Annotated in this window: 22 protein-coding genes; 17 read left to right on the top strand and 5 right to left on the bottom strand. The window is 46.7% G+C overall.

The genetic code is table 11. The annotated features are described in order from the left end of the window. Positions 1 to 126: 126 nt before the first annotated feature. The 9 genes from HRU80_01950 to HRU80_01990 all read left to right on the top strand — a co-directional run bounded on the left by HRU80_01950 (position 127) and on the right by HRU80_01990 (position 11,291). A complete protein-coding gene (locus HRU80_01950) occupies positions 127 to 579 on the top strand; it encodes a hypothetical protein (protein QOJ27693.1) in 453 nt (150 codons plus the stop codon). Between the two features lie 15 nt (positions 580 to 594). Continuing rightward, on the top strand, positions 595 to 1,227 hold the full coding sequence (locus HRU80_01955; protein QOJ27694.1) for a M15 family metallopeptidase: 633 nt from the start codon (positions 595 to 597) through the stop codon (positions 1,225 to 1,227). Between the two features lie 10 nt (positions 1,228 to 1,237). Further along, the gene (locus HRU80_01960; protein QOJ27695.1) at positions 1,238 to 3,517 is read left to right on the top strand and encodes a T9SS type A sorting domain-containing protein; all 2,280 of its coding nucleotides are present in this window, start codon (positions 1,238 to 1,240) and stop codon (positions 3,515 to 3,517) included. Positions 3,518 to 4,123: 606 nt separating this feature from the next. Next, on the top strand, positions 4,124 to 5,362 hold the full coding sequence (locus HRU80_01965) for an alkaline phosphatase family protein (protein ID QOJ30428.1): 1,239 nt from the start codon (positions 4,124 to 4,126) through the stop codon (positions 5,360 to 5,362). 146 nt (positions 5,363 to 5,508) lie between these two features. Next, positions 5,509 to 7,338: a hypothetical protein gene (locus HRU80_01970; protein QOJ27696.1), complete on the top strand. Its 1,830-nt coding sequence runs from the start codon at positions 5,509 to 5,511 to the stop codon at positions 7,336 to 7,338. 16 nt (positions 7,339 to 7,354) lie between these two features. After that, positions 7,355 to 7,960, top strand: coding sequence for a helix-turn-helix transcriptional regulator (locus HRU80_01975; protein ID QOJ30429.1), 606 nt, complete (start codon positions 7,355 to 7,357; stop codon positions 7,958 to 7,960). An 88-nt stretch (positions 7,961 to 8,048) separates the two neighbouring features. After that, entirely contained in the window at positions 8,049 to 8,273 is a 225-nt protein-coding gene (locus HRU80_01980; protein ID QOJ27697.1) for a heavy-metal-associated domain-containing protein, read from the top strand. Beyond that, positions 8,270 to 10,498, top strand: coding sequence for a cadmium-translocating P-type ATPase (gene cadA / locus HRU80_01985; GenBank protein ID QOJ27698.1), 2,229 nt, complete (start codon positions 8,270 to 8,272; stop codon positions 10,496 to 10,498). Before HRU80_01980 ends, cadA begins: the two co-directional genes overlap by 4 nt. Positions 10,499 to 10,913: 415 nt before the next feature. Beyond that, positions 10,914 to 11,291 (top strand): GxxExxY protein, encoded by a 378-nt coding sequence (locus HRU80_01990; GenBank protein QOJ27699.1) that lies wholly within the window; start codon positions 10,914 to 10,916, stop codon positions 11,289 to 11,291. A gap of 236 nt (positions 11,292 to 11,527) precedes the next feature. On the opposite strand, the gene HRU80_01995 is transcribed toward HRU80_01990, so the two are convergent. Both HRU80_01995 and HRU80_02000 read right to left on the bottom strand, forming a co-directional pair. Next, positions 11,528 to 12,325, bottom strand: coding sequence for a class I SAM-dependent methyltransferase (locus HRU80_01995; GenBank protein ID QOJ27700.1), 798 nt, complete (start codon positions 12,323 to 12,325; stop codon positions 11,528 to 11,530). 104 nt (positions 12,326 to 12,429) lie between these two features. Then, complete coding sequence (locus HRU80_02000) at positions 12,430 to 12,852, bottom strand: hypothetical protein (GenBank protein QOJ27701.1); 423 nt, start codon at positions 12,850 to 12,852, stop codon at positions 12,430 to 12,432. A 114-nt stretch (positions 12,853 to 12,966) separates the two neighbouring features. Here HRU80_02000 and tkt point away from each other — a divergent pair, with 114 nt between their 5' ends. From tkt to HRU80_02030, 6 genes are read left to right on the top strand one after another with little or no spacing between them, the layout of a single operon-like run. Beyond that, positions 12,967 to 14,976, top strand: coding sequence for a transketolase (tkt, locus tag HRU80_02005; protein QOJ27702.1), 2,010 nt, complete (start codon positions 12,967 to 12,969; stop codon positions 14,974 to 14,976). Between the two features lie 51 nt (positions 14,977 to 15,027). Next, on the top strand, positions 15,028 to 15,192 hold the full coding sequence (locus HRU80_02010) for a hypothetical protein (GenBank protein QOJ27703.1): 165 nt from the start codon (positions 15,028 to 15,030) through the stop codon (positions 15,190 to 15,192). A gap of 2 nt (positions 15,193 to 15,194) precedes the next feature. After that, positions 15,195 to 15,932 carry a reverse transcriptase-like protein gene (locus tag HRU80_02015; protein ID QOJ27704.1) on the top strand — a complete coding sequence of 246 codons (738 nt, stop codon included), beginning with the start codon at positions 15,195 to 15,197 and terminating at the stop codon, positions 15,930 to 15,932. Positions 15,933 to 15,961: 29 nt separating this feature from the next. Next, positions 15,962 to 17,224: a GTPase HflX gene (gene hflX, locus HRU80_02020; GenBank protein ID QOJ27705.1), complete on the top strand. Its 1,263-nt coding sequence runs from the start codon at positions 15,962 to 15,964 to the stop codon at positions 17,222 to 17,224. After that, complete coding sequence (hutH, locus tag HRU80_02025; protein ID QOJ27706.1) at positions 17,217 to 18,785, top strand: histidine ammonia-lyase; 1,569 nt, start codon at positions 17,217 to 17,219, stop codon at positions 18,783 to 18,785. The genes hflX and hutH overlap by 8 nt, the downstream gene beginning before the upstream one ends. Positions 18,786 to 18,796: 11 nt before the next feature. Next, on the top strand, positions 18,797 to 19,288 hold the full coding sequence (locus tag HRU80_02030) for a DUF1579 domain-containing protein (GenBank protein QOJ27707.1): 492 nt from the start codon (positions 18,797 to 18,799) through the stop codon (positions 19,286 to 19,288). A gap of 127 nt (positions 19,289 to 19,415) precedes the next feature. Here the strand turns inward: HRU80_02030 and HRU80_02035 are convergent, their stop codons facing one another. Together HRU80_02035 and glgA are read right to left on the bottom strand one after the other, a co-directional pair. Further along, the gene (locus HRU80_02035) at positions 19,416 to 19,616 is read right to left on the bottom strand and encodes a hypothetical protein (GenBank protein QOJ27708.1); all 201 of its coding nucleotides are present in this window, start codon (positions 19,614 to 19,616) and stop codon (positions 19,416 to 19,418) included. 150 nt (positions 19,617 to 19,766) lie between these two features. Next, the gene (glgA, locus tag HRU80_02040; protein QOJ27709.1) at positions 19,767 to 21,236 is read right to left on the bottom strand and encodes a glycogen synthase GlgA; all 1,470 of its coding nucleotides are present in this window, start codon (positions 21,234 to 21,236) and stop codon (positions 19,767 to 19,769) included. Between the two features lie 275 nt (positions 21,237 to 21,511). On the opposite strand from glgA, the gene HRU80_02045 reads away from it, so the two are divergent. Beyond that, entirely contained in the window at positions 21,512 to 21,976 is a 465-nt protein-coding gene (locus tag HRU80_02045) for a hypothetical protein (GenBank protein ID QOJ27710.1), read from the top strand. A gap of 32 nt (positions 21,977 to 22,008) precedes the next feature. Here the strand turns inward: HRU80_02045 and HRU80_02050 are convergent, their stop codons facing one another. Then, positions 22,009 to 23,187, bottom strand: a complete 1,179-nt coding sequence (locus tag HRU80_02050) for a carbohydrate porin (protein ID QOJ27711.1) — start codon at positions 23,185 to 23,187, stop codon at positions 22,009 to 22,011. A 410-nt stretch (positions 23,188 to 23,597) separates the two neighbouring features. Here HRU80_02050 and mfd point away from each other — a divergent pair, with 410 nt between their 5' ends. Further along, positions 23,598 to 26,948 (top strand): transcription-repair coupling factor, encoded by a 3,351-nt coding sequence (gene mfd / locus HRU80_02055; protein ID QOJ27712.1) that lies wholly within the window; start codon positions 23,598 to 23,600, stop codon positions 26,946 to 26,948. Positions 26,949 to 26,986: the final 38 nt, after the last annotated feature.

Raw genomic sequence — 26,986 nt, forward strand, 5'->3', positions numbered from 1 at the left:
AAATACTCCTCCTTCTCCCCCTTTTATTTCCCCCCCTGCCGGATTTTCCTTAATTTTATTCTTTAGAAATCCGATTCTTAAAGAACTGTTTAACATCCGCAGACAAAAAAAGGAGCCGCCAAATCTATGCTGCCAGAAGAACGCCCCCTGATTGAAAAAGAATTAAAGATGCTCGGTATCATCCACGTAGCCATGATGGGGGGAATATTTATTTTCGCCCTGATTATAACGCTTGTTGATGTTTTCCGCGAGGGGCCGCCCCCTGTTCCTCAATCATTCCCTGTTTTTCAGATTCTGGTTCCGGTTTACGGGCTGATGATGATTATTGCAGGCAACCTGGTATATAAAAAACTCATTTCCTCCATTCCTTCTGAGATTTCGATTCAGGAAAAGATGATGAAGTACCGCACCTTCAGTCTGGTGCAGTATGCCATGCTGGAAAGCGCCGCGCTGTTTTCTCTTGTGGTTTTCTTTCTGACAAAGGATTTACTCAGTTTTATTGTTGCAGGTGTTATTCTTCTTGCGTTCTTTTTTTCACGTCCTTCAACGGAAAAATGTTCTGCTGATCTCCGTCTTTGATATAAAGGTGTAATCATGAAACTGCTCGTCATTTGTATGATGTTAACATTCTCCGCCGCCGCACAGTCGGCGCAGGATGAAATTGTTCCCGTCAAAGACCTTATCCCCGATATTGTCTTTGATATACGATACGCCACGGTAAACAACTTTACCGCGCAGAAATTATATACAACAAACGAAGCGTATCTTTCGCTTGGCGCTGTAACTCGTCTGAAATTAGTTCACGACAGCCTGAAAAATATCACTTCGTTTAACGGTACAAACTATCCCGCCGGGCTTGGTCTTAAAATATTCGACGGCTACCGCCCCCGCTCGGTACAGTATCTGATGTTTGAGATTTTCCCCAATCCCATTTTTGTCGCAGACCCGGCCAGCGGTTCAGTGCATAACCGCGGCGGAGCGGTGGATTTATCTCTTGTGGATATGGCAACCGGTAATGAGCTTCAGATGCCGACGGAGTTTGACTGGTTCGGACCTGAGGCAGATCACGGATATATGAACCTTCCCGCTAACGTTATCGCCAACCGTCAGCTTCTGCGTGATATGATGGTTAACGTGGGAGGCTTTACCTTATATATGGCTGAATGGTGGCATTACTCCGCACCGGGAGCAAGCACCCTTCCCCTTTTAGACTTTCAGATGAAGTGAGGAGGATGAAATGAAGCAGATGATCTTCTTACTCATTACCGTATCCCTTTTTGCCCAGCAGGAGTTCCGCGTTAACACCACCACGGACAGCACACAGCGCCAGCCCGCAATTGCCGCGGATGGATCAGGAAATTATGCCGTTGTCTGGAAATCAGAAGCCGGCGCGACCTTCACCGGCAAAAGTGACATATATATTCAATTCTTTACTTCCGCGGATCAGAAATCCGGAGCTGAACAGCGGGTGAACACCACACTCCCCGGTGAGCAGGAGAAACCCGTTATCGCAATGAACGCTTCCGGTACCGCTGTTGTGGTCTGGAGTTCGTATACCGGCACCGCGAACAGTTATGATATATACGGGCGTCTTTATGTGAATAACCTCCCCGCGGGAGATGAATTTCTTATTAATACAACTACTCTTCATACGCAGACTAATCCCTCCGCGGCTTTTGCCAATGATGGTTCCGGCTTTACCGTTGCCTGGGACAGCTGGTATCAGGATGGCGGTGACCGCGGTATCTTCGCCCAGCGATTTCAGATTAACGGAACCAGTGCCGTTAAGTCCGGATCAGAATTCCAGGTAAACGCTGCTGCTGCATACAGCCAGGCTCGTCCTGCAGTCCGCTATCTTGCTGACGGCAGGATTCTTTTCATCTGGGAGTCTTTCCGTCCCGCGCCCCCGTCACCGGCGGGATATGATATATACGGACGGATTTTTTCAGCCGATGGTTCGAATCCCGGCAGTGAATTCATGCTTAACACCTACACTACTGACTATCAGTGGTTTGGCGATCTTACCGTGCTGGATGACGGCTCATTTGCGGCAGTCTGGTGCAGCTGGGAACAGGACGGCGATGACGGAGGTATCTATTATCAGCGCTTTAATTCTGACGGCACAAAACGGGGCGGTGAATTCCGCATTAATAAAAGTACTGCTTATTACCAGTGGCTCCCGAAGATCAGAAAAATAAGCGGAGAGAAATTCGCCGTTATCTGGTCAAGCTGGAAACAGGACGGTAACCGCGAGGGTGTATATACTACTTTTATAGATGAACAGGAAAACCGCTACACGCTCGAAGCCCCGGTTAACCTGACAACGGAATCATTCCAGTGGGAGCCCGATTTTCAGGTGAGCTCCGCCGGTGAAATAATCGCTGTCTGGAGCTCATATAGCAATGCATCCGGATATGATATCATTGCGCGCAGATTTACCCCTCCGCAGCCGGAAGGCGTGGTTAACCCAACCGGATATCTGCATACATCGGGAACAACCACCGGATCGTTTCTTGTGCAAGCAGTCAGTTCCGCGCAAATGACCGGCCATACCTATGAAGTATCGTTTGATACAACTATTAATAAAGATTCCCTGTATGCTACTATTAAGGATCTGAACACATCGCAGACCAAACTGCAGAACTTTCCTCTCAACCGGGGAGCAAATATCGTATATACTACTCCGGTCTTTGACGGAATAGCCGTTGAGTTTAATCCGGTGTACCGTCTTTCCCTCGATGTGCAGGGTTCTTACTTTCGCAATAATTCCGGTTCTACCGTATCGTTCACAGCAGGACTCCCTGCTGCCGGCAGCCGTATGCTTGCCCCGATTGATGTGGCTGTGGTCTGGGGTGTAACCGATACTCTTGCTAACGGTTCCTATGCTGTTCCCCTTGATACCGCACTCGGGCTTAATGGCGTCAGAGAGATTGTTACTCCTTTTTATGCAGTCAATCTGATGACCGGAAACCGCCTGACCATGCTGGTTCGTGAACCAAACACATCCAAGAATAAAAAATGGAACCTTGGCGAGGAAATTATTTTCATAACACCGCCCCCATATCAGGTAACAGCATTTAACACCCACGCGCAGATTGCATCATCAGCTCCGGCGGGTAATGTAGTTCTGCCAACAACCGGCGATACTGTATTTGTCTTAACAAAACGCCCGGTTACACCCAATGATAAATTTACCTTTACCGCTTCTCCGGCTTCTGTGGTAGCAGGCGGGGTTGCCAATCCATATATACCAGAGTCACCGGTACTCAGCCAGAACTACCCGAATCCGTTTAATCCGGAGACCACTATCAGTTTCACACTGCCAAAATCAGGCAGGGCTGTACTTACTGTTTATTCAGTTCTGGGTGAACAGATTGCTGTTCTGGTTAACGAAGTAAAAGATGCCGGTACTTACCGGATTCCTTTTAACGCAAAAAACTTTGCCTCCGGAGTGTATATTTACTCACTCCGTTTTGAAAACGTGGTGCTGGCAAATAAAATGCTTTACCTCCGATGAAGTATGAAATATGAATTATGAAGTATGAATTTTTTTAATATCCACCGGCTTCAGCCCAAAAGTCTGCGGTGTTCAATGCGTCTTTGTTGTCCTTGGCTTTAACTAGGCAATCTCGCGCAAAGACGTAAAGAAAATTCAAATTAATTTCCGGCCCCCTTCTCCTTTCCAAGGAGAAGGGTTGGGGATGAGGTTATTTGCAGAATATAATAAAACCGTGTTAAAACAAATTTCCAACTCCCTTCTCCTTTCTAAGAAGAAGGGTTAGGAATGAGGTTATTTGCAGAATATACAAAAGCCGTGTTAACAGAAATTTTCCAACCCCCTTCTCCTTTCAAGGAAGAAGAGTTGGGGATGAGGTTCTTTGACGAATATATTAAACCGGTATAACCAAAATTTTTCGGCCCCCTTCTCCTTTCCAAGGAGAAGGGCTGGGGATGAGGTTCTTCTGCTATACATAAGATAAGACTCTAAACTATCTTTATTACTAATTGCTAACTAATAACTACTAATTAAAATTTTGGATCAACTTTGAAACGCTACATTTTTCTCTTAGTAATACTATTAACTGCGGCGGCATTTGCTCAGCCCAAACTAAAATCCGGCCCCATGGTCGGCTACTCTGAAATGCGTGAGGTCGGACTCTGGGTGCAGACCACCGAGGCCGCCGATGTGCTTATCGAATACTGGGAGCAGGGCCAGCAGGGAAAGAAATTCCGCACCGATAAGTTCACCACTACCCGGCATAAACACTTCACCGCAAAGCTGATTGCAGATAACGTAGAGCCCGGCAAAAAATATGACTATGCTCTGTATATAAATAATAAAAAGGTAAGCATCAGTTATCCGCTCACATTCCAGACCCAGAAACTCTGGCAGTGGCGTGAAGATCCGCCGCCAGTCACATTTGTAATTGCAAGCTGTATGTATATCAACGAGGAGGTATATGACCGTCCCGGCAAACCATACGGCTCTGACTATGAAATCCTTGACGCGCTTTACAAAACCAAGCCGGATTTCATGCTGTGGATGGGCGACAATATCTACCTCCGCGAAGTTGACTGGAACAGCCGCACCGGTATATACAAACGATACTCCCACATGAGAGCGCTCCCTCAGCTACAGCCCCTGATGGGCTCAGTTCACCACTACGCCACCTGGGATGATCATGACTTCGGCCCGAATAATGCCGACAACAGCTTCACCCACAAGGATAAAACTCTTGAGGCGTTTCAGGATTTCTGGGTAAACCCCTCATTCGGTATCAACGGCAAGCCGGGTATTACCACCCGCTTCGAATGGGCGGATCTTGAGTTCTTCCTGCTTGACAACCGCTACTATCGCAGCCAGAATGAGCGCGTAACAGGAAAGCGCCAGATGTTCGGCGATGAGCAGATTGAATGGCTCATTGACGCACTTAAAAACAGCTTTGCACCGTTTAAGATTGTTGTTGCGGGAGGACAGATACTCAATCCTGTAGCCAAATGGGAAAGCTATTCTATCTTTCCGGAGGAAAAACAGAAACTGCTCAGTTTAATCGAAAAGGAAAAGATTCCGGGAGTTATCTTCTTCAGCGGTGATATACATTCATCGGAGATAACCCGGCTTGAGCGCGAAGGCACATATCCTCTGTATGAGTTTACCGTGTCATCCCTGACCGCCGGAGTATCAAAACCAAAGCCGGAGAACAATACCGCCCGTTTTGGAATTGAAAACCTTGCTGAACACAACTTCGGTCACTTCACCGTGACTGGTCCGCGCAAAGACCGTGTTCTTGAAATGAAACTGATTCTTAAAGACGGCACCGTTGCAAGAACCTTCACGCTTAAAGCAAGCGAGCTTCGATAATTAGTAGTTAGGAATTAGTAATGCCTAAATTCAATCCCGAGGGGATGGAATCTTTATAGAAAACGGTAACAAACACATACCGTAACCCCGCAAGGGTTACATTATAATTTGTACTGAAATGAAATTAATGAAACTGAGCTTAATGAATGTCCCTTATTAAAATTTTTAACGTTCTCTTCTTTGTCGCGGTTGGCGCCAACATACTGCTCGCACAAAATGTTGAACCCGCCGCAACGGTCGGAGGGAGCGCCATTACCAGGGAATATTTTGAAAACCGTTTTAAACTTTCTCCGCAGTTAACGCGTCTTCCCGGGGTTACGGCTGAAAAGGAGCGTTATAATTTTCTCTATACCCTGATCGCCGAAAAACTCTGGTCACGCCACGCATCCGAAATGGGTCTTGATACTGCCGCCCACATGCGGCGGAACTTTCTTCCGCTGGAGCGAATGTATATACGGGACGCACTCTGGCAGCAGGAAATCGCTTCCAACGTGACGGTAACACCGGTTGAAATACTGCAGACCTTCTCCAAAATACGTTATTCGTTAATAACAAAATTTGTTTTTACATCTGATTCTGTTGAGGCTATTTCCTTTTACTATCGTCTGAGCACCGGTGAGCCGATAGACTCCCTTCTTCGCGGCAGGCCTGAAGCTGATTTTCAGAGCGACGGTTTTGAAATTGCATATACCAGGAGTAATGATGCCGCTTTGGAAGAAAAGCTTTATACCCTGAAAAATCCGGGTGACGTCCTGAAACCTCATAAAGATAAAGAAGGATGGTTTGTTTTTCAGCTGCTTGGCATCAAAGATAATATATCCGCGGAAAACACTGCTGAAAAAATGCAGAAAACCGCCAAAGACCTGATCACTTCTATTAAAACTGATTCAGTCTATCAGGCGTTTTATAAAAAATTCTTCCCGGGCATCTCCGTTGAGTCTGATGGTGATCTCTTCTGGTCTCTTCATGCCAAAGTTATCTATATCATGACCCGCGACTCATCAAAGCGGAAAGATAACCGCTACTCAGTAGGTATGGAGTATCTTGACGAACTTGAGAAATCCTTCGGAGCTGATTCACTCCGGCTTCCGTTTCTTACACTCGGTAAAAGAACGGTTCCCTTTTCTGATTTTCTTACCTGGTTTCTCTTTGAACGCTTCTCCGTTTCAACACTTGATCCCCGGACTATCGGTGCATTCATGCAGGATCGCGTTAAATTCATCATTGAGCAGGATCTTCTTTACCATGAAGGCCTCCGGCGCGGTCTGGATAAAAATCCGCGGGTTCATGAAGAAATTACTATGTGGAAAGAATATTATCTTGCCATGAAAGCGAGGGAACTTTACACTGATTCCATCACAATAAGCGGGGATGATGTGCAGGAATATTACCATGATATATCATCAAATCCGCAAACATCCGTAAAGGTAGCGCTTGCACAGTTAATTACCGATTCGCTTGAGGTGGTTCAGTCTGTTCTTGATGCGGTAAAAAATTCGATGGATTTTGTCTCTGTTATTCAGAATCTGGAGAAAAAAGGCTCAGGCGATGCACTGATTAATGACCTGGCAGAAGCGGAGTCTCTCGGTGACGTCGGGTACGTAGCAAAAGTTCTTAATAAAGGAGATGTTTACGGTCCCCTCCGCATTAAAGAACGGTATATATTATTTAAGGTTCTTGATAAACAGGCAGATACCATTCCCCCCGCCGGATTTGATGAGGTGAAAGAAAAACTGACTCCTGCTGTTCTTAAGAAAAAACGTGACTCCGCTCTTGACAAACAAACTGCCGCTCTTGCTGACCGGTATGGTGTTCAAATAAATGAGTCATACATGAATTCTGCAGATGTGGAAAATCTGAAAATGTTCATCTTCCGCTTCATGGGTTTTGGCGGACGCATTGCCGCTTTTCCGGTCACACCGCCATACTCCAGATGGACTGATGAATGGAAACAAAAACCGCAGTCTCTGCCTTAGTCAAAAAAGAGCCATTATGCCGGCAGTAAAGAATAACGATATACCCAAAACAACCCATCTGTTTATCAAGAACATGGTTTGTCCCCGCTGCATAAAAGTAATCCGTGATGAGTTTACCGGGCTTGGTCTTGATATCAGAAGCATAAATCTGGGTGAGGTGGTTGTGAGTGGCAACATCTCCTCTGACGAAATGAACCGGGTGCAGAAAGTGCTTGAGGAAAACGGCTTTGAACTGCTTGAGGACAAACGCGCGCGGCTTATTGAGCAGATAAAACTCGAAATTATTCAAATGGTTAACGAAGACCACACCGAAGGACGTGAGTCACTCACTGCCCGGCTGAAAAAGGCAGTAAATCAGGACTACGTATATATAAGCACTCTTTTTTCATCGGTTGAAAATATCACCATTGAGCAGTTTTATATACTTCAAAAAATAGAAAAAGTTAAGGAACTGCTAAAATACAACGAACTTTCCCTGAGCGAAATTGCCTGGCGGCTTGGCTATAGCAGCGTTCAGCATCTTTCCTCCCAGTTCCGCAAGGTAACAGGGCTCACCCCGACACAGTTTAAATCCGCCGGAATGCGCTCCGGAGCAGGGGGGCACCACGATCATACCTCATAATAAAGTATAACTCTTTCCTAAAAATCTGTAACTCCGGCCCCTTCCCCCCTGCGTAATTTTGTATCACACAAATAAAGGATTACGTACCATGAAAACACTTGAATTCACCATCGAAGGAATGTCCTGCGGCCACTGCGTTATGGCTGTCAAAAAAGAACTCAGCGCGCTGGTTGGCGTTACGGTTAATGAGGTTGTTATCGGACGGGCAAAGGTCACCGCTGATGAAACCAAAGCCGGAGCCGAAAAGCTCACTCAGGCAATTGAAGAGGCCGGTTACTCGGTTTCAGCAGTAAAGCAAGAAGAATCAAAATGAACGCGGAAATAAAAACCCCAACAACCCTTTCCTTCCCCGTTGAGGGAATGACCTGCGCGAGCTGCGTTGCACGGGTTGAGAAAGTAATAAAAAAACTCGACGGCGTTGAATCCGTCTCCGTTAACCTTGCCACTGAAAAAGTTACCCTTAAGGCAGATACTTCCATGGTTTCTCCTGAAAAGATAGCTGAAGCAGTTGAAGGCGCGGGATACAAGCTCCTTCTCCCTGAACCGGAGGGCTCCTCAGCGGAGAACTCCGGCAACGCCCCGGCTGAAAATAGCCATCTGAAAAAAACCGCGCGGGAGTTTTATATCTCTGCCGCAATCTCCCTTCCCGTAATGCTGCTGAGCATGGGGATGATGATTGAAGGCGTGCAGGAATATATACCGCTCGGTTTTGAGCAGATGAATATGATATTCCTCCTGCTCACCACCTACGTTATCCTGGTACCGGGCAGCCGCTTTTTAACCGCTGCCGTTAAAGCCGCGCGCCACCTCACAGCGGATATGAATACCCTTGTGGCCGTTGGCACCTGGTCTGCGTATATATACAGCGCCGTTGGCGTCATTTTTCCCGAGTGGCTGGGACTGCATCATGCCGAACATCTCTACTTTGATACCACCGTGGTCATTATCACGCTCATCCTGATGGGTAAACTGCTTGAAGCCCGCGCAAAGAAACGCACCGGAGATGCAATCCGCAAACTGATGGGGCTTCAGCCCGATAAAGCAATAGTTATTGAAGAAGGTGAAGAGCGCGAGGTCCCGGTGAAATCGCTGGTTACCGGAGACGTAATTCGTATCCGTCCCGGAGAGCGGATTCCTGTTGACGGCATTATTGAATCAGGTTCAGCTTCGGTTGATGAATCCATGATCACCGGTGAAAGTATTCCCGTTGATAAAACCCCCGGCGAAAATGTCTCCGGCGGAACGGTAAACCTCACCGGCAGTTTCACCTTTCGTGCAACTGCAGTCGGGAGTGATACGGTTATTGCCCGTATTATCAGACTGGTTGAAGATGCACAGGGCTCAAAGGCACCTATTCAGGCTCTGGCTGATAAGATTGCTGCTGTTTTTGTTCCGGTTGTGATTTCTATTGCACTGATATCATTTATGGTCTGGTATTTCATTCTTGGCGTACCCTTCAGTGACGCGCTTATATACTTTATCGCAGTTCTGATTATTGCCTGCCCCTGTGCTATGGGACTGGCAACTCCTACCGCCATTATGGCCGGCACCGGACGCGGAGCGCAGCAGGGCATTCTTATCAAAAACGCCGAAAGTCTTGAGCGTGCGCATAAAGTAACCGCCGTGGTATTTGACAAAACCGGAACGGTTACCGAAGGAAAACCGTCTGTAACTGATATATATACCCATGATTCCTTTGAGGAAACGGAAGTTCTGCGGCTTGCCGCTTCAGTTGAAAATCTTTCGGAGCATCCTCTCAGCCGTGCTGTAACAGCTTACGCGCAGAGCAGAGGACTGACAATCCTTCCGGCGGAGAATTTCCGCTCCGTAACCGGTGAGGGCGTTTACGGGATGGTGAACGGTAAAGAAATTTATGCCGGAAAACCATCGACATCCCTTCAGGAGAAAGCCGCCGGACTGGAACAGCAATGGTCATCGGAAGGAAAAACCGTGATTGCTGTATATATAAACGGAGTGTCTGCGGGATTGATTGCAGCGGCGGATACCATGAAGCCGCATATTCCGGAAGTAATTGCTTCACTGCATCACCGCGGCATAAAAACGATTATGATGACAGGGGATAACCGGCATACGGCAGAGGCAATCGCCGCAAAAGCCGGCATACAGCAGTTTTTTTCAGGTATGAAGCCGGAAGAAAAAGCGCTTCAGATAAAAAACCTGCAGGAACAGGGTGAAACCGTGGCGATGGCCGGTGACGGCATTAACGATGCGCCTGCTCTTGCTCAGGCGGATGTAAGCATTGCTCTCGGCACAGGAACGGATATCGCAATGGAAACGGCCGATATTACTCTGACGGGAGGAAACCTTGGCGGTGTATATAAAGCCATTGTTCTCTCGGATAAAACCATCCGTACCATACGGCAGAATCTTTTCTGGGCGTATATATATAATACTATCGGCATCCCAGTCGCGGCTCTCGGACTGCTAAATCCGATGTTCGCGGCATTCGCCATGGCAATGAGCTCCGTAAGCGTTATCAGCAACTCCCTGCGGCTGAGGAAGGCGGAATTAAGCTAAAAATGCCGGTTCCGGCTGCTGCTGATTATCGCCGGGCCCGGCATTTTACCGTAAATTAAATCCTTTTTTCTCCCGCAGATTTCGCAGATAATCGCAGAAAACTTCGCGGAAATCTGCGTGATCTGCGGGAAACTTCCTGGTCCTCTTTATTTTCCTTCAAATGACACTGCCGTTAAACAAGACATCTTATCGTCTAAAGTTCCTTTTTCTCCTGCAAATTTCGCGGATTATCGCAAAAATTCCGCGGAAATCTGCGTAATCTGCGGGAAACTTCCTGGTCCCCTTTGTTGTGATTTCCTATCAAATTTCACAGATTATCGCAGAGAAAACAGGAAAACCCACCTCACAATAAAAACTTTTGTTCTCCGGATAAAAAGTTCCTTTTATATTTTAGCTGTATAATTTTGAGGACTCTATGACAGAAAACGACATTTCTTATAAAATAAGAGGTTCCATCTATAAAGTGTTCAATACATTGGGCCCCGGCCTGTTGGAATCCGCTTATGAAGCCGCTTTGTATTATGAACTGACAACTGTTGGATTGAAAGTCAGGTCTCAGGTAGAGCTTCCATTAATTTACGGGGATAAAAAACTTGAAGCCGGATATAGAATAGATTTACTTGTGGAAGATAAAGTGATAATTGAAATAAAATCCGTAGAGAATCTGGCGGAAGTACATCACAAGCAGTTGGTTACCTACCTTAAGCTTTCAGGAAAAAAACTTGGAATATTGGTAAATTTTAACTGCGTTGATATAAACACATCTATTTATAGAAAGGCCAATGGATTGTAGTTTTTATGAGTGCGAATTACTGCCCTATCGAGAGTTCCTCATATATCTTCAGAAAACCCTTCCCTTAAAAGGGGCGGTCTCCGGCTCCGCTCGGACACCGGGTTTTGAAAACTCATTCTTTTAGTCGGTCTCCGGGCCGGTCCCAGTGTTGGTCTCCTCGACTCCGCTCGGAGACCGGAGTGAAAACGAGAGCGGAATCCCGAGCCGGTCCCCGCTCCGACGTGTCGGAGGGGGGGCTACTTCCTCAGTACCACAAACATTGATTCACACTCCGGACCGGAACTTAACGGAGGTGCCGGGACGGTTATATCTCCAAGAAAATCTATTGACTCAAATGCACCTGATAGCTCAAACAGCATCTTAAACTCCTGTGCCAGATACCACCGGTGAAAACTTTTGCTCTCCGAGGTGACCATTTTCCTGTGCTTCTGCTTAATATCCAGCCGTGTTGTTACGTTCCATACCTGCGTAACCGGATCATATTCATCCTCCGGCAGCCCGAAGAGTATATCCACTTCCGTATCCCCCTCTCTCATGGTCCAGGTATTCGGAAGATTATCAGGAAAGAAAAACTTCGGGTGAGTCCCTTCAATGATATATACTCCCCCTTTCACCATTACGTTTGAGACCGCTCGAAGGTGAGTCACCATTCCCTCGTTGGTTAATATATGTGATATACTTTCAAGCGGATTTGAGACAATAAGCGCTTTTTCTTTTATGTGGAAATCCGTCATATCTTCGGCATAATACTGTATCTCAACTCCCGCTTCCTTATCTTTGCTCCGGGCATATTCAATCATGGATTCTGATAAATCCAGCCCGACAGCCTTCCACCCCTGCTCCGCAAATGTTCGCGCCTGATTTGCCGGTCCGCATGCCACTTCCAGAAATACCTTCTCATAGTTCCAGATGTTCTCAACTTTAGCGAAATTATTAAAACACCAGATCAGAAAATTATACTCGTCCTGATGATCCCTGTCAGAAAAAGCAATATCATACGCATGAGCAAAGCGGTAGAAGTCTTTATTGGCCATAAATCCGTGTATATCAGTAAATCAAAACAACAACGGATGTAAAAATAAGAAAAAGCTATGAGCCCTAAGACCAGCTCTGTTCGATCCTGGAATATTTCTTTTCCTCACCCCGCCCCGTTTACCAGTTTATATGCCTTTGCAACAGCCCGGATCAGAGCAGCGTTTATCTGCCTGCTCTCTGTTATTCTTACGTAATGAACATACTTCTTCTTTGATGCCTGAAAGATTTTTGTTATCCAGGGGTCATCCATTTTTGTATCAAGTGAGAACCAGACATCCAGAAACTTCCTGCGGGGGGAGATGACCAGAAATGACCTTCTGCTTTGAGAATAGAGTGTCACCGATTTCGTTGTCGCTGTTACAATCGTTCTCATTTTCTGCTCAACCCGGTCAAGCAGTATCAGATAAAGAACAAATACCTGCTCCTCTTTTCCGCTGAAAAGCTGCTGCGGATCCACATTTTCACAGATATGGCTCTGGCTTGTTTTGGCAAATTCTTTACTGCACCTGGGGCACTTCCAGAACATAGTCTCCTTTCACCGGTTCTGCTGCCGGAACTGTTTTAACTCGGAATTTCTCGCAAAATCACTGTATATTTAAAGCTAATTTACCAATATTTTAATTTTTCAGACGGAGCTTATTTGGAAAGTACACCGGCTCAATTGGATAATCTGGCAGTTAACACCATCCGCTTTCTTGCTGCAGAAGGAGTTCAGAAAGCCAATTCCGGACATCCCGGAATGCCCATGGGATGCGCCCCCATAGCATATTATCTCTATGCTAAGGAAATGAAGCATAACCCCGCCAACCCAAAATGGCTTAACCGCGACCGCTTTGTCCTTTCAGCCGGACATGGCAGTATGCTGCTTTACAGCATTCTCCACCTTACCGGATACAACCTCCCGATGGAACAGCTTAAACAGTTCCGGCAGTGGAATTCCATAACCCCCGGACACCCTGAATTTGGCGTTACCGACGGCGTGGAAACCACCACCGGCCCGCTCGGCCAGGGTTTTGCAAACGCTGTGGGCATGGCAATGGCTCAGGCTCATCTTGCCGCTATGTTTAACAAACCCGATATAAAACTGCTTGACCATTATATATACGGCATCTGCAGTGACGGCGATCTGATGGAGGGTGTTTCTCATGAAGCTGCTTCACTGGCAGGTCATCTGAAACTCGGTAAAATCATTTTCTTTTATGATGATAACGGCATCACCATTGACGGTGAAACGCATCTTGCTTTCTCAGAAAATATTGAACTCCGCTTTAAGGCATACGGCTGGCACACCGAACATATCAGTGATGTGAATGACTTCGGCCAGATTGAATCAGCTCTTAAAAAATGCCAGGCACAGGATAAACCCTCGCTCATTATTACCAAAACCCACATCGGCTATGGCAGTCCCAATAAGCAGGATACTGAATCCGCTCACGGCTCCCCGCTCGGTACCGATGAAATTAAACTCACCAAGCAGAATCTTGGCTGGCCGTATAAAGAAGAGTTTTATATACCAGAAGAAGTATCCGCGCTTTTTTCATCGCTTAAAAAGAAATATGAAGAGCATGAAAAGAAGTGGAACGTGATGCTCTCCCAGTACCGGGTGAACTACCCGCAGGAGGCTGAACTGTTTGAAAAAGTAATGAGCGGCAGCCACGGCACGGACTGGATGAACGACCTTCCCGTATATAAAGATGACGGCAAAAAGCTCGCCACACGCCAGGCCTCAGGCAACGCCATTAACGCAATTGCAAAAAAGCTCCCCGCGCTTTTCGGCGGCTCGGCTGATCTTGCCCCATCGAACAATACCATGATGAAGGGGGAAAGCGGTTTTTCAAAAGATAACTATGCGGGCAGAAATCTTCATTTCGGCATCCGCGAACATGCCATGGGCTCACTCATGAACGGCATGGCTTATTATGGCGGACTGATTGTGTACGGCGGCACCTTTCTGCAGTTTTCCGATTATCTCCGCCCTGTGCTCCGCCTTGCGGCTCTCAGCCACATCAAGAATATATATATATTTACTCATGACAGCATCGGTCTCGGCGAGGACGGCCCGACCCACCAGCCGGTTGAGCACCTTGCATCACTGCGCGCTATTCCGGGAGTAACGGTTATCCGCCCCGGTGACGCAAATGAAACCTCTGCCGCGTGGAAAGCCGCCATCCTTCATAAAGGAGGTCCGGTGTGCCTTATCCTTTCACGCCAGGGAATGCAGATTCTCGATCAGGAGATCTACCCCAAAGCAGACAATCTGCTTAAGGGAGCATATATACTGAAAGATACCTCCGGAAAACCGGATGTTATTCTGCTTGCCAGCGGCTCTGAAGTCGGTCTGGCGCTGGATTCTCTCGCCTCTCTTGAAAAGGAAGGCATTAAAGCCAGAGTGGTTAGTTTCCCCTGCTGGGAGTTTTTCGAGAAGCAGGATCAGCAATATAAAGATACCGTGCTTCCTCCCGACGTGAAGAACCGCATCGTTATTGAGGCGGGTATCTCTATGGGCTGGTCTAAGTATGCAGGAGATAAGGGTGAATTTATCACCATTGAAAAATTCGGCGCGTCAGCTCCCGAGAAAGTGCTTATGAAAGAATATGGCTTCGCGGTTGAAAATGTTGTTGCAAAAGCTAAAAAACTTACCGGTAAATAACACAATGCGTTTTATTCTGCCCGCGGATGTTTTTTTCATTGTTTCTGGGAAATGAGCAAGTTCCGTAAGAATTTTTCTGAAAAAAAGTGGAATAAGTGCTGCGGCAGCATGTGCAAAGACTGCGATATATATAATGCCTACAGGGAGGAATTTGGCAAAAAAGAAGGCGAAAAAAAATTCCTTAAGGACCATGCCAGAATGTCCGGGAAGAAATAATTATGAAATATAGTAACGAACATGAAATACGGCGCGGTGCGGAAATATGCATCCACGCCCTTAACAAAAACGGGTTCTCAGCTTTTCTGCTGGGAGACTCGCTGCGGGAGTATAGTATTAAAATCGGACTGGTTGCAGAACAGCCGCTCGGCAATATTATCGTTTATTACAGCCCTAAAAAGAAGAAATATTCTCTGGTTACTTCCGAGCTGAATTTTCCGGGTATCTCGGAAAAAGTAAACGATCTCTGCCTTCCGCTGCTTAATTCTGTTCTTTCATTTGAGTCACCACAGCTTGAAGAACCCGCCCACATGGCCCGGATTCCGGAACTCTATGTTGACGGCTCCTACCGCAACGGGCAGACCTCGTATGCTTTTGCACTCGTGCAGGAAAATCAGGTTACTCACTCGGCCAACGGACTTATGACTGCTGAGGATGCGAACGGCACCCATCAGATTGCAGGTGAACTAGAAGCTATCATTCAGGGTCTTGAGTGGTGCAAAAAACATCAGATACGGGAAGTACGTATCTGCCACGACCTTATCAATTCACAGAAATGGGCTACCGGTGAGTTTAAGGCCAATAATCCTGTTACCAGAAGGTATGTATCGTATATACAGCATACTCCGGTGCATATCCGCTGGAAAAAAGTGCTTGCCCACTCCGGAGTTCACTTTAACGAACTGGTTGACCGGCTTGCCTCCGAAGCATTTGCTGACAGCAGCAAAAAAGGTGCCTGACTATAACCCTCTGATACCTACACACCATCATGATTGAACTGCAGAAAGATCCGTTTGAAAAGGCTGTCCTTGTTGCGCTGAAAACCTCCCGGGTTACGCGCGATACCGTGGACGAACATCTTGACGAACTTGAGGAGCTTGCTTTAACTGCCGGAGCTGTTGCGGTTAAGAAATTCATTCAGGACCGCAGTGGTTATGACTCCGCGTACTTTATCGGTACCGGAAAAGTAGAAGAGATTAAACAGTATGTTGAAGATAACAACATTAATCTGGTAATTTTTGATGATGATCTCTCCCCCGTTCAGCTGCGTAATCTTGAAAAGGCGATTAATAAAAAAATAGTTGACCGCAGCGCTCTTATTCTGGATATCTTTGCAAAACATGCCAGCACTAACGAAGCTAAAACGCAGGTTGAACTCGCACAGCTTCTTTACTATCTGCCGCGCCTTACCCGTCAATGGACTCACCTTTCCAAGCAGTATGCAGGCGTGGGAACCAAAGGCCCCGGTGAAACGCAGATTGAAACCGACCGCCGGCTTGTCCGTGACCGTATAGCCATGCTTCGGCAGCGGCTTAAAAAAATCGAAGGCCAACGTGAAACGCAGACAGCGCGCCGCAAGGAACTGCTTCGTATATCACTAGTCGGATATACCAATGCGGGCAAATCCACCCTTTTTAACCTTCTTACCGGAGCCGGCATTCTTGCTGAAGATAAACTCTTCGCCACGCTTGACTCCACCACCCGCACGCTGCAGCTTGAAAACAGCGTTAACGCTATCATCAGCGATACGGTCGGATTCATCCGTAAACTGCCGCATCACCTTGTTGCTTCATTCCGCAGTACGCTGCGTGAGGTGCGTGAAGCTGATATTATCCTTCATATCATTGACGCTTCACACCCGTTTTTTGAAGATCATATTCAGGTGGTGGATGAAACGTTGAAAAGTCTTGAGTGCAATACAAAACCGGTTATAAAAGTCTTTAATAAGATTGACAAGCTGGACAACACCGCTGAACTTGAATATATACGGCAGAATTTTGATCTTTCCGTATCACTCTCCGCTGCTACCGGACTCAACGTTCATGCTCTTATTGAAATGATCTCCTCGCTTGCTACATCCGGATTTGCGGAAGAAACAGTAACACTCCCTATTGAAAAATCTTTTCTTATTGCGCGTATCCGGAATATCGCGGATATCCTGGAAGAAACATATCTTGATACCGGGGTAACTCTGCGGTACCGCGTGAGCAATGCCAATCTTGAAATTGCAAGGAATATACTCCATGGCTGACAAGCAGATCCAGCTTGACGGAAATTCTCTTTCGCTCAGCGACATAGAAAACCTTCTCAAAAAAAATCTTCACGCGGTTCTTACTCCGAAAGCGCTCTCCAAAATGAAAAAATCACGCGCGCTGATTGATAAGTGGATGAAGGAAGATAAGGTCATCTATGGTGTCACAACGGGATTCGGAGAGTTCAGCAATGTGAAAATCTCTCCCGATAAAATAAAAGAGCTTCAGCGAAATCTTATCTTCAGCCACTCAGCCGGAACAGGAAAGCCGCTTCCTCCTAAAATCGTTAAGATCATGATGCTGCTCCGGGTTAATGCTCTTGCCAAAGGGCACTCAGGCATTCGCCCCGAAACTGCCGAAGCGATGCTGGCAATGATGAACAGCGGCATTATACCTGTTGTTCCCTCTCAGGGCTCTGTTGGCTCTAGCGGTGACCTGGTTCAGCTTTCCCATCTGGTTCTTTCGCTGCTTGGCGAGGGCACTGCATATCTTATTAATGAACCGCTCTATACCTTTCAGAAACATACCAAGCCCGCTCCTTCTAAAAAGTATCTTAAGTCCGCGGGCATTACTCCGGTTATTCTTGATGCCAAAGAGGGGCTTGCCCTGATCAACGGAACCCAGATGATGACCTCCTTCGGGGCATATATATCAATCCGCGCGCAAAAACTTAAAAAAGTTGCTGATATTGCCGCCGCACTTTCACATGAAGCGCTCCGCGGAACCGACCGGGCTTACGATGAACGGATTCATAATCTGCGCCCGTATAAGGGACAGAAAGATACCGCGCGGAATATGCTTTCTCTCATACAGGACAGCGAAATCCGCTCCTCGCATCTAACCGGTGATACCCGTGTGCAGGATGCCTATTCTCTCCGCTGTGTGCCCCAGATTCACGGCGCCTCGCGTGATGCCATTGATTACGTGAGTAATATTATCACAACGGAAATTAATTCAGCCAACGATAATCCCCTCATCTTTGCTGATGAAAGTGATCATCTTGAAGGTGGAAACTTTCACGGGCAGCCGGTTGCTCTTGCTATGGATTATATGGCAATTGCGCTTTCTGAATTTGCCAATGTATCTGAGCGCCGGATAGAAAGGATGGTTAATGGTGCGCTCAGCTTCGGGCTTCCCCGCTTCCTTACTAAAGACGGAGGTCTTAACAGCGGCATGATGATTGCCCAGTATACCGCTGCTTCTCTGGTTTCCGAAAATAAAGTACTTGCCCATCCGGCAAGTGTGGATTCAATTCCCACTTCTGCAAATCAGGAAGATCATAACTCCATGGGCTCAATTGCCGCGCAGAAGTGTTATAAGATTCTTAAGAATCTGGAAAATGTTCTTACCATCGAAATACTCACCGCCTGCCAGGCAATTGATTTTCTGAAACCTCTTTCCTGCGGCAAAGGCACTGGCGCTGCGTACAACTTCATCCGTGAACGCATCCCTCATCTTGATAAAGACCGCATCCTGCATGACGATATCGCTAAAGCGCTGCAGTATATAAAGGATGACTCCCTTCTCGCCTCTGTTGAATCAGTTGTTACACTTCAGTAAAGGAAATTTCAATGAGCAAGTTCAAAGAGTCTCTGCAGTCAGGTCATCATAAAAAATTCGCTGATATGTGCGGAACGTGGAAAGGCACATCACGCACCTGGTTTGAGCCGGACAAACTGGCGGATGAGTCTCAGGTGCAGGGGAAGATCTATCAGGTGCTTGGCGGATTGTTTGTAATGCATGAATATACTTCTTCGCTTCAGGGGAAGGAGCATTCAGGGATCATGATTATCGGGGCATCGTTTCCTGAAGAAAAATTTCAGACTGCATGGATTGACAGTTTTCACAACGGAACCAGCATCCTGTTTTCAGAAGGGAAACTTGAGGATGGTGTATATTCTGTACTGGGCAGTTATGCGACAGGTTCCCCCGGTATCCGCTGGGGCTGGCGCACCGCTTTTGAGCAGCCTGATTCCGATACCTTAATAATGACAATGTTTAACATTCCGCCCGGAGAAAAAGAAGCTAAAGCAGTTGAATTTACTTATAAGCGGATAAAATAGCGTTTAATAGTCCGTAACTGACCTGGGGTGGAGAAAACCGCTGAGGATATTTTAGTGAGCCTTGCCGCTTAATGCTGTTTTCTTTGTGAAAGTTTCCCCTCTCCCATTCTCAATAATCAATTATTTTTTAATCTTTGAAAGTCGCGGCGTCATATACTGACCAGATATGAATAATCCAGCCAAGAAACAGAAACCAGAGCACTGAAGCAAGGACAAACTGAATAGCAGCTTTAATCAGTCTCCCCTGCAGCAGCTGCCCAAGTCCCGGAATAAAGAAACTTGCAAGCGCCGCAATAACATTACCCGTCGAACCTCTGCCCTGACTCATCTCTCTCCTTTGTAATTTCCTGTGTATTTAATAATGGTAAACTTTTTTGGTTTTTAGCTTTTTACTCTGAACCGTAATCTAAGTATTTTTATTGTTCATAGTCAATCAAACCCATTCATAATTCATAATTCATACTTCATAATTCATAATTCATCCACGCTTATTCTTCAGCGCATGATGATACAGTTCCTTGTATGTTCGCGCGGAATTCTCCCAGGAGAAATCCTTCAGCATACCGTTAAGGATTATTTTATTCCATAAATCTTTGTCATAATACGCATCCACCGCGCGGCGTACGGTTGAAACCAGCGCGTAGGGAGTGTAGTCATTGAAGGTGAATCCGGTTCCGTCATAGTTACCGCTATAATAGAGCTCATGCCAGTCCTTCACTGTATCCGCCAGACCGCCGGTCTTGCGGACAACGGGAACGGTGCCATATTTCAGACTGTATATCTGATTCAGTCCGCATGGCTCATAGTATGACGGCATCAGGAATATATCAGCGGCCGCCTCAATCAGATGAGAAAGATCATTATTAAATCCGATATAACTGAATACTTTCTGCGGATATACATAGGAAAGGGAGCGGAATAAATCTTCAAACTCATCTTCACCGGTACCGAGCACTGCCCACTGCACATCAAGCTGCATCAGTTCATTAATCCCCCTTGCTATCAGATCAAACCCCTTCTGCGAAACCATTCTGCTCACGATCCCGATCAGAGGAACATTCTCCCGGTAAGGAAGATGTACCGATTCAAGCAGGAACTTCTTGTTTGCTTCTTTTCCGCTCATGTCTGACAGGGAGTAGTGGAACGGCAGGTGTTTGTCCGTCGCCGGATTCCACACATGATAATCCACTCCGTTAAGAATTCCCCAGAAGTCGTTAATGCGGTGGCGGAGAACTCCTTCAAGCCCGGCGCCAAACTCGGAGGTGGTTATTTCGTGAGCGTATGTATAGCTTACGGTATTAATTGCATCAGCATACATCAGTCCCGCTTTCAGAAAACTGATATTGCCCCATACTTCAATCGAACTATTCTGATAAAACAGCTCCGGCCTGATTTCTGCTTTCTCAACGGTATGTTTGCCAAAACGCCCCTGATAGGCAATATTATGTATGGTCATAACCGTGGCAACTCCGTCAAAAAAACGGTCCCAGTTATAATTATCTTTCAGATAAAGCGGAATCAGACCTGTCTGCCAGTCATTGCAGTGAATCACATCCGGTTTCCACTGCAGCCGCTGAAGGGATTCCAGCACACCCTTGCAGAGCATAATAAAACGTTCATCCTCATCCCGGTCATTTGTGTAAATGGTTGAGCGGTTATAGTAATGAGGGCAGTCCAGAAAATAGACATCCACTTCTGAATCGGGCATTATGGAGTGGAAAACATTAACTTTGTGGACGGTTCCGTTAACGCGGATCGGCATTTCGCCTATGGGGTAGCAGTAATCAAGATCGTATTTGGAATGGTCAATTGTGGCATATTTTGGCAGGAAAACCTTGACATCAAAACCCTGTTTTTTAAGAATCTTGGGCAGGGCGCCAAGAACATCCCCAAGTCCCCCGGTTTTTGCGTAAGGAAAAACCTCCGCGGATGCAAACGCAATCCTCATAATCTCTTATCCGTCTGACAAAAATTCAAAATAAGGGGCAATTTACAACGGCAGTGGGAGACTAAAAAGCAAAAAAACAGCCGGCCGGTTAAGGCCGGAGAGGGTGTCTGCCGCGGGCGCCGGACCATATATATTGCCTGTTCCGATGTTCGCCGGCCGGAAAACAAATCAAAAAACCGCTGATACAGTGAATTTTCCGCTTATTCAGTTCTGCATGATTAGGGGGATACCGGGTTCTATTTTTGCACCGTCAAATATTATTATCAAAGGAACAGATGAAACAGATCAGAATGTATGTGTTAACCGTAATTTTTTCGACAGCGGTTTTTTTCAGCGGATGCGGCAAGGATCCCGCCCCCTCAGCACCGGCCGAACTGCCTGTCCGGACTGAGGTGCAGTTCGGTCTCTTTACCGGAAATACGTTTACCGACACCATATATAACAGCGCCGCCCTCTCCGTAACGCTGTTTATCAATAAATCACCCAAGAGCAATCCGGGTCAGACCATTCCGCTTTTTGACACCACGCTCACCATAACCGACATGAAGCAGCTGCCCGCTCTGGCACAGTCCTTCTTACTCACCAGAAGTTCCGGTGATATATACAGTTCATCGGAGATTCTGCGCGCAGGATATTCATTCCGCTATACGGTTCTGGGATACGTGATGCAGTATGGTACGTTTGAAGAAATTCCGGCCGGAACTGTTACCAAAATGGTTACCGTACCTCTTCATCTCTGATGAAGTAATTCGTAATCAGGAGGGGACAGATATCAAAGTGTTACCCCTGCGCGCAAAAGAACAACCACTGCATTATTCAGTTTTTCTGATGCGCTGCCGGGGTTAATTATATACTGCACATCAGGCTGAATAAAAACCTGTTCACTCAGCGAAATTCTCCATGCTAGTTCCAGAATGCTTTCGCTGATGGAATCCTCTGCACCGGCTGAAAAAGTATTCGCGAAACCGAAAGACAGAATATCATCCGGGCGTGCGGCCATAAGTCCGGCAATAGTTATTCCCCCTCCCAGATACGAAAATGACCGGGCGGATAACCGGGTATTTACCGCACCCTGCAAAAATACCCCTGCCGCAGTGCCACCCTGTGATGCATATATATTCTGGTCGGCTATCAGATAGACCGAGGATGTATTCCTGAACCCTTCTGCCTCATCCTCATGTCTTGATGAAGTATGATAGAAGTACCCTGCTTTAACGGACAAGCCTCCGCCATTTTCCGGTGAAACATAGTGGAGTTCGCTGACAGATGTATATCCGTCCTGTTTTGAAAGTTTCCAGTTAAGGTTGAAGCGTTTGTTTTCATAATCATCCGGGCATCCGTCATAAATTGCAGTCTGAATATGGAATGATTCGCTTATCCGGTGCTGTACCGCGGCTCCGAGAGTTGTATGCGGAAATATCGGCATTAAAGCAAGACCCGCAAGGGGAGCCGGTACCCCAAACGTGCTGTTAATGAGCAAACCGGCGTTATCACTGACCAGAAATTCCTTATTTAAATCCTGCAGGCCGGCGGTTATAATGGTACTGCCGAAACGGTGCTGATACCAGAGTTCGTGGATATATATTAACTTTCCCGCTTCAATATTTGAGAGTCCGTGAAAATCCCCCGTCAGGCTTCCGGCGGGAGTTCCCCCTAAGGTCATTGCGGCGTTCACAAAAAATCTGCCCTCTTTCCAGAGAGATGCATAATCGGGATTAATCATCAGACGCAGATTTGCCATCCCCAGGTGTTCGTTTCCCTTTTGCAGCCCCCCGCATAAGTTGGAAACAAATTCGTGCGCATAGGAGAGCTCATGCTGAAACGCGGAAGGTGCCTCCCCGCTCGTCTGGGGGGAGAGGGGACTTATCATACTTAAAGAAAGAATAATGATGAGATAACCGGGAAGAAAAGGATGTAATTGGGTAAGTCTGAAAATGAATTTCTTTTTCATGCAAACTGTCAGGGATATGATTGATGCGGAGAGGGGAGCCGGCTGTTCCGGATACAGAATATCTGAATCACAACATTTTGCCCTTGTCCTGCCGCGCCGGGTATTTCGAGCCCACAGGCCGGTACGGAGACATTACGAGAGAGGAACCACGGGGAAGAGGAAAAAACGGCCATTCTCATCTTAATTATTGTCAGATTTTCTATAACATTTACCTTAAATTTAATTATTATTAAGATTAAATCCAAATAAAGGGTAGGCGGAAATATTCATTCATTATCTTAAACTTGGAGATTTGTAGCTCATGAGCATCCGTTATTAGCTTTACTTTTTGAAATAGTAACCAGTTTCACATTTCTTACTTCACAATTCATAATTCATCATTAGTTTTGTATCGCATTTTATAGAAATTTATGATTCCCGGATTCAGCAAAGCTCTTTCCCCCGTTAAGCAGATTACCTCTCAAATTGCTCATAAACCGGATAAATTTGTCCGCATATCACCTATGTTTGGTGCAGCACGTTCACTGTTCCTCAGGCAGGCAGCATTACAGTTTGGTCACATTCTGGTACTGCTTCCCGATGCTCAGGCGGTGGCTGAGTCAGCAACCGAAATGCGGCTTTCAGACCCTGCCCGCCCGGTGATGGAGATTCCTTCAATTAAACCTGACGAACTGAGAGAAAAAATCACCTCGCTTCAGTCCCTGGAGCGGTGCGTTATCTATGCCGTATATGATATTCTTTTTTCCGGAGTGCCCGACAAAAAGCATCATGAGGAAAATCTCCTCCGCATCTCCATGGATGATAATCCCGGCTACGAGGGAATGGGTGAATACTTCAATCACTTTGTATATACGCGCCAGAAGTTTGTGGAAAACAAAGGCGAATTCTCGCGCCGCGGAGCTATTATTGATTTCTGGTCATGGAGTGAAAACAGCCCAGTGCGCATTGAGTTTGACGGTGATTTCATCGAGTCCATCCGCTACTTTGATCCTGAATCTCAGCGCTCAACCAGCAATGCAGAAATGGTCACCCTTGCGGGTCCTCTTGATGAAGATACAAATGTTCCCCTGATTCCATTTACCGAGTATCTTTCTAACCCGCTCATTCTTCTCAGAAGCGAGGAACTTGCACAGGTGCATCCTGATCTGACAGTCTCTGATTCTTCACGCCAGACGAGCGTTGTCTTTGATGAAGATACCGATATCCCCGTGGAAACCGTTACGGCAAGCGCGGCGGATCCGATTTCGCAGCAGGAGTTCAGCATTCTTAAACCCGAGGATATCTTCGGCTCCTTCAGCGGGAAAATCCTTATTGAAGAACCTTTCACCGGAGACCGCATTGAATCCGGCCTGAAGCCCGCCCCCGCTGTTCACTCGAATTATAAAACCCTTGCTCTTGTTATCAGTGAATATATACAAAAGAATTATTCCGTAGTTATCAGTGCCGAAAATGACATTCAGAAAGGACGGCTTGAGGATATCATCACCGGCCTACATGAAGATTTTGAATCGCTGCTTGATGAAGGGAAAATAAAGATTATCACCTGGCCGGTTAAGGCAGGATTTGTATCACAGGAGGATAACCTTCTGCTGATGACCGATTATGAAATTTTCGGGAAGCCCTACCGCACAAAAGTCAGTTCAAAGCAGCTTAAGAAAAAAGGAAAGAGCAAAGATCTTTCCACGCTTGTGCTCGGTGACTATGTTGTTCACGAGGATTATGGCATTGCCCGCTATCAGGGACTTGAGACCATTAAGATTGGCGACGCAGAGTTTGAAGCAATAAAGCTGATATATAAAAACGGCGGTACCGTTTATGTGAATCTGAACTACCTGAACAAGGTAAAAAAATATTCAGCTTCAGAAGGTGCTGTTCCGCAGCTTTCAACCCTCGGCGGCACTGACTGGGTAAGCGCAAAGAAGAAAGCAAAGAAGCGGATCAAAGAAGCCGCCCGCGAACTGATTCTCCTCTACGCACGCAGAAAAGCATCCAAAGGTTATTCCTTCAGCGCTGATACTATCTGGCAGAACGAACTTGAAGCATCGTTTATATACGAAGATACACCTGACCAGTCCAAAGTCACTGATGAAGTGAAAAACGACATGATGGGGGAAAGCCCGATGGACCGCCTCGTTTGCGGCGATGTTGGCTTCGGGAAAACGGAAATCGCTGTCCGGGCAGCTTTCAAGGCGGTGCAGGATCAGAAGCAGGTTGCTGTATTGGTCCCCACCACTATTCTGGCCGAGCAGCATTTTAACACCTTCCGTGACCGGCTGCAGCAGTTTCCCGTCCGCGTTGAACAGATGAGCCGATTTATGACCAGACAGCAGAATACCGCAGTGGTTAAGGGACTCAAAGAAGGTGTTGTTGATATTGTCATAGGAACACACCGCATTCTCTCCAAGGATGTTGAGTTTAAGGATCTCGGTCTGCTCATCATTGATGAAGAGCACCGTTTCGGCGTTGTGGCAAAGGACAAACTGAAGTTGGTAAAAGCAAATCTGGACACTCTTACACTTACAGCAACCCCCATACCGCGCACACTGAATCTTTCACTGCTCGGGGCCCGCGATCTGTCACTGGTTACCACGCCCCCTCCGAACCGTCAGCCGATATATACCAAAATTGAGGTCTTTGATATTCACAGGATTAAAGAGTGGGTGAATCACGAACTAAGCCGCGGAGGGCAGGTATATATCGTTCACGACCGCGTCCGCTCCATAGAAAACTTTGCCGCCTACCTTTTGCGCTATATGCCCGAGCTGAAGATAGGCATAGCACACGGTCAGATGAAACCGGCTGACCTTGAGGATGTCATCCATAAATTCCTCAATCGTGAGTATAAAGTCCTGATCTCAACCAAGATTATCGAAAGCGGTATTGACATCCCTAATGTGAACACCATGATTGTGAACCGGGCAGACCGTTTCGGGCTGGCCGAACTGCACCAGCTCCGCGGCCGCGTGGGGCGCTCTGACCGGCAGGCGTATGCCTATTTTCTTGTTCCCTCCAAAGAAGCGCTTAATGGCAAGTCGCTTAAACGGCTGCAGGCCATCGAGGAATATTCGGATATCGGAGCGGGATTCAACCTTGCCATGCGCGATCTTGAAATACGCGGTGCTGGGAACCTGCTCGGCACTGAACAGTCCGGAACAATCAATGATGTCGGCTTTGATCTATATATAAAGCTGATCAACGAAGCGGTAGAAGAGCTCAAAGCAGAAGAGTTCCGCGAAGTATTTAAAGACCTGCCTAAGGAGGAGAGGCGGTCAGACCCCGCTGTTGAAACATGGTTTGAAATCGGCATTCCCCATCACTATATGCCGGAGCAGAATGAGCGGTTATATTTTTATACCGGACTTTTCTCGGTTAAAACAGAAGAAGAACTGCGCGAGTATGAGCAGGAGTTTATTGACCGTTTCGGCAAGACTCCGGTCATGGTTAACAGGCTGCTTGCATGCGCGCTGCTAAAGCTGCGAGCATCAGAAGTATTGTTTGAGCGGATTAATATTCAGCGCAAGGTTATTGTAATCACTCTCCCGAAAGGAAAGGATGAGTTCTACGAGGGACAGTTCACTCTGCTGATGCAGTATGTTAACTCCCTTACCGATGAACGCTGCACCTTTAAGCAGGATAAGGAAATTTTGAAACTTATCATTGAAAACCGATTCGAAACCCCCGAGCGCAGCATTGATTTTCTGATGAAGTTTGTCGGCGACACAAAAGCATTGTATTCTCCAAAAACTTCAACTGCAGAATAAAATTGTTTTTACTGCCATTAATTTATATTTGATTTCAA

Source organism: Ignavibacteriales bacterium (genome assembly GCA_015709675.1).
Lineage (GTDB): Bacteria > Bacteroidota > Ignavibacteria > Ignavibacteriales > Ignavibacteriaceae > H2-BAC3.

Bases quoted from the DNA above. Each gene is read 5' to 3' on its own strand.
- HRU80_01950 (QOJ27693.1), top strand. From the start codon at position 127: ATGCTGCCAGAAGAACGCCCCCTGATTGAAAAAGAATTAAAGATGCTC.
- HRU80_01955 (QOJ27694.1), top strand. From the start codon at position 595: ATGAAACTGCTCGTCATTTGTATGATGTTAACATTCTCCGCCGCCGCA.
- HRU80_01960 (QOJ27695.1), top strand. From the start codon at position 1,238: ATGAAGCAGATGATCTTCTTACTCATTACCGTATCCCTTTTTGCCCAG.
- HRU80_01965 (QOJ30428.1), top strand. From the start codon at position 4,124: ATGGTCGGCTACTCTGAAATGCGTGAGGTCGGACTCTGGGTGCAGACC.
- HRU80_01970 (QOJ27696.1), top strand. From the start codon at position 5,509: ATGTCCCTTATTAAAATTTTTAACGTTCTCTTCTTTGTCGCGGTTGGC.
- HRU80_01975 (QOJ30429.1), top strand. From the start codon at position 7,355: ATGCCGGCAGTAAAGAATAACGATATACCCAAAACAACCCATCTGTTT.
- HRU80_01980 (QOJ27697.1), top strand. From the start codon at position 8,049: ATGAAAACACTTGAATTCACCATCGAAGGAATGTCCTGCGGCCACTGC.
- cadA (QOJ27698.1), top strand. From the start codon at position 8,270: ATGAACGCGGAAATAAAAACCCCAACAACCCTTTCCTTCCCCGTTGAG.
- HRU80_01990 (QOJ27699.1), top strand. From the start codon at position 10,914: ATGACAGAAAACGACATTTCTTATAAAATAAGAGGTTCCATCTATAAA.
- HRU80_01995 (QOJ27700.1), bottom strand. From the start codon at position 12,325: ATGGCCAATAAAGACTTCTACCGCTTTGCTCATGCGTATGATATTGCT.
- HRU80_02000 (QOJ27701.1), bottom strand. From the start codon at position 12,852: ATGTTCTGGAAGTGCCCCAGGTGCAGTAAAGAATTTGCCAAAACAAGC.
- HRU80_02010 (QOJ27703.1), top strand. From the start codon at position 15,028: ATGAGCAAGTTCCGTAAGAATTTTTCTGAAAAAAAGTGGAATAAGTGC.
- HRU80_02015 (QOJ27704.1), top strand. From the start codon at position 15,195: ATGAAATATAGTAACGAACATGAAATACGGCGCGGTGCGGAAATATGC.
- hflX (QOJ27705.1), top strand. From the start codon at position 15,962: ATGATTGAACTGCAGAAAGATCCGTTTGAAAAGGCTGTCCTTGTTGCG.
- hutH (QOJ27706.1), top strand. From the start codon at position 17,217: ATGGCTGACAAGCAGATCCAGCTTGACGGAAATTCTCTTTCGCTCAGC.
- HRU80_02030 (QOJ27707.1), top strand. From the start codon at position 18,797: ATGAGCAAGTTCAAAGAGTCTCTGCAGTCAGGTCATCATAAAAAATTC.
- HRU80_02035 (QOJ27708.1), bottom strand. From the start codon at position 19,616: ATGAGTCAGGGCAGAGGTTCGACGGGTAATGTTATTGCGGCGCTTGCA.
- glgA (QOJ27709.1), bottom strand. From the start codon at position 21,236: ATGAGGATTGCGTTTGCATCCGCGGAGGTTTTTCCTTACGCAAAAACC.
- HRU80_02045 (QOJ27710.1), top strand. From the start codon at position 21,512: ATGAAACAGATCAGAATGTATGTGTTAACCGTAATTTTTTCGACAGCG.
- HRU80_02050 (QOJ27711.1), bottom strand. From the start codon at position 23,187: ATGAAAAAGAAATTCATTTTCAGACTTACCCAATTACATCCTTTTCTT.
- mfd (QOJ27712.1), top strand. From the start codon at position 23,598: ATGATTCCCGGATTCAGCAAAGCTCTTTCCCCCGTTAAGCAGATTACC.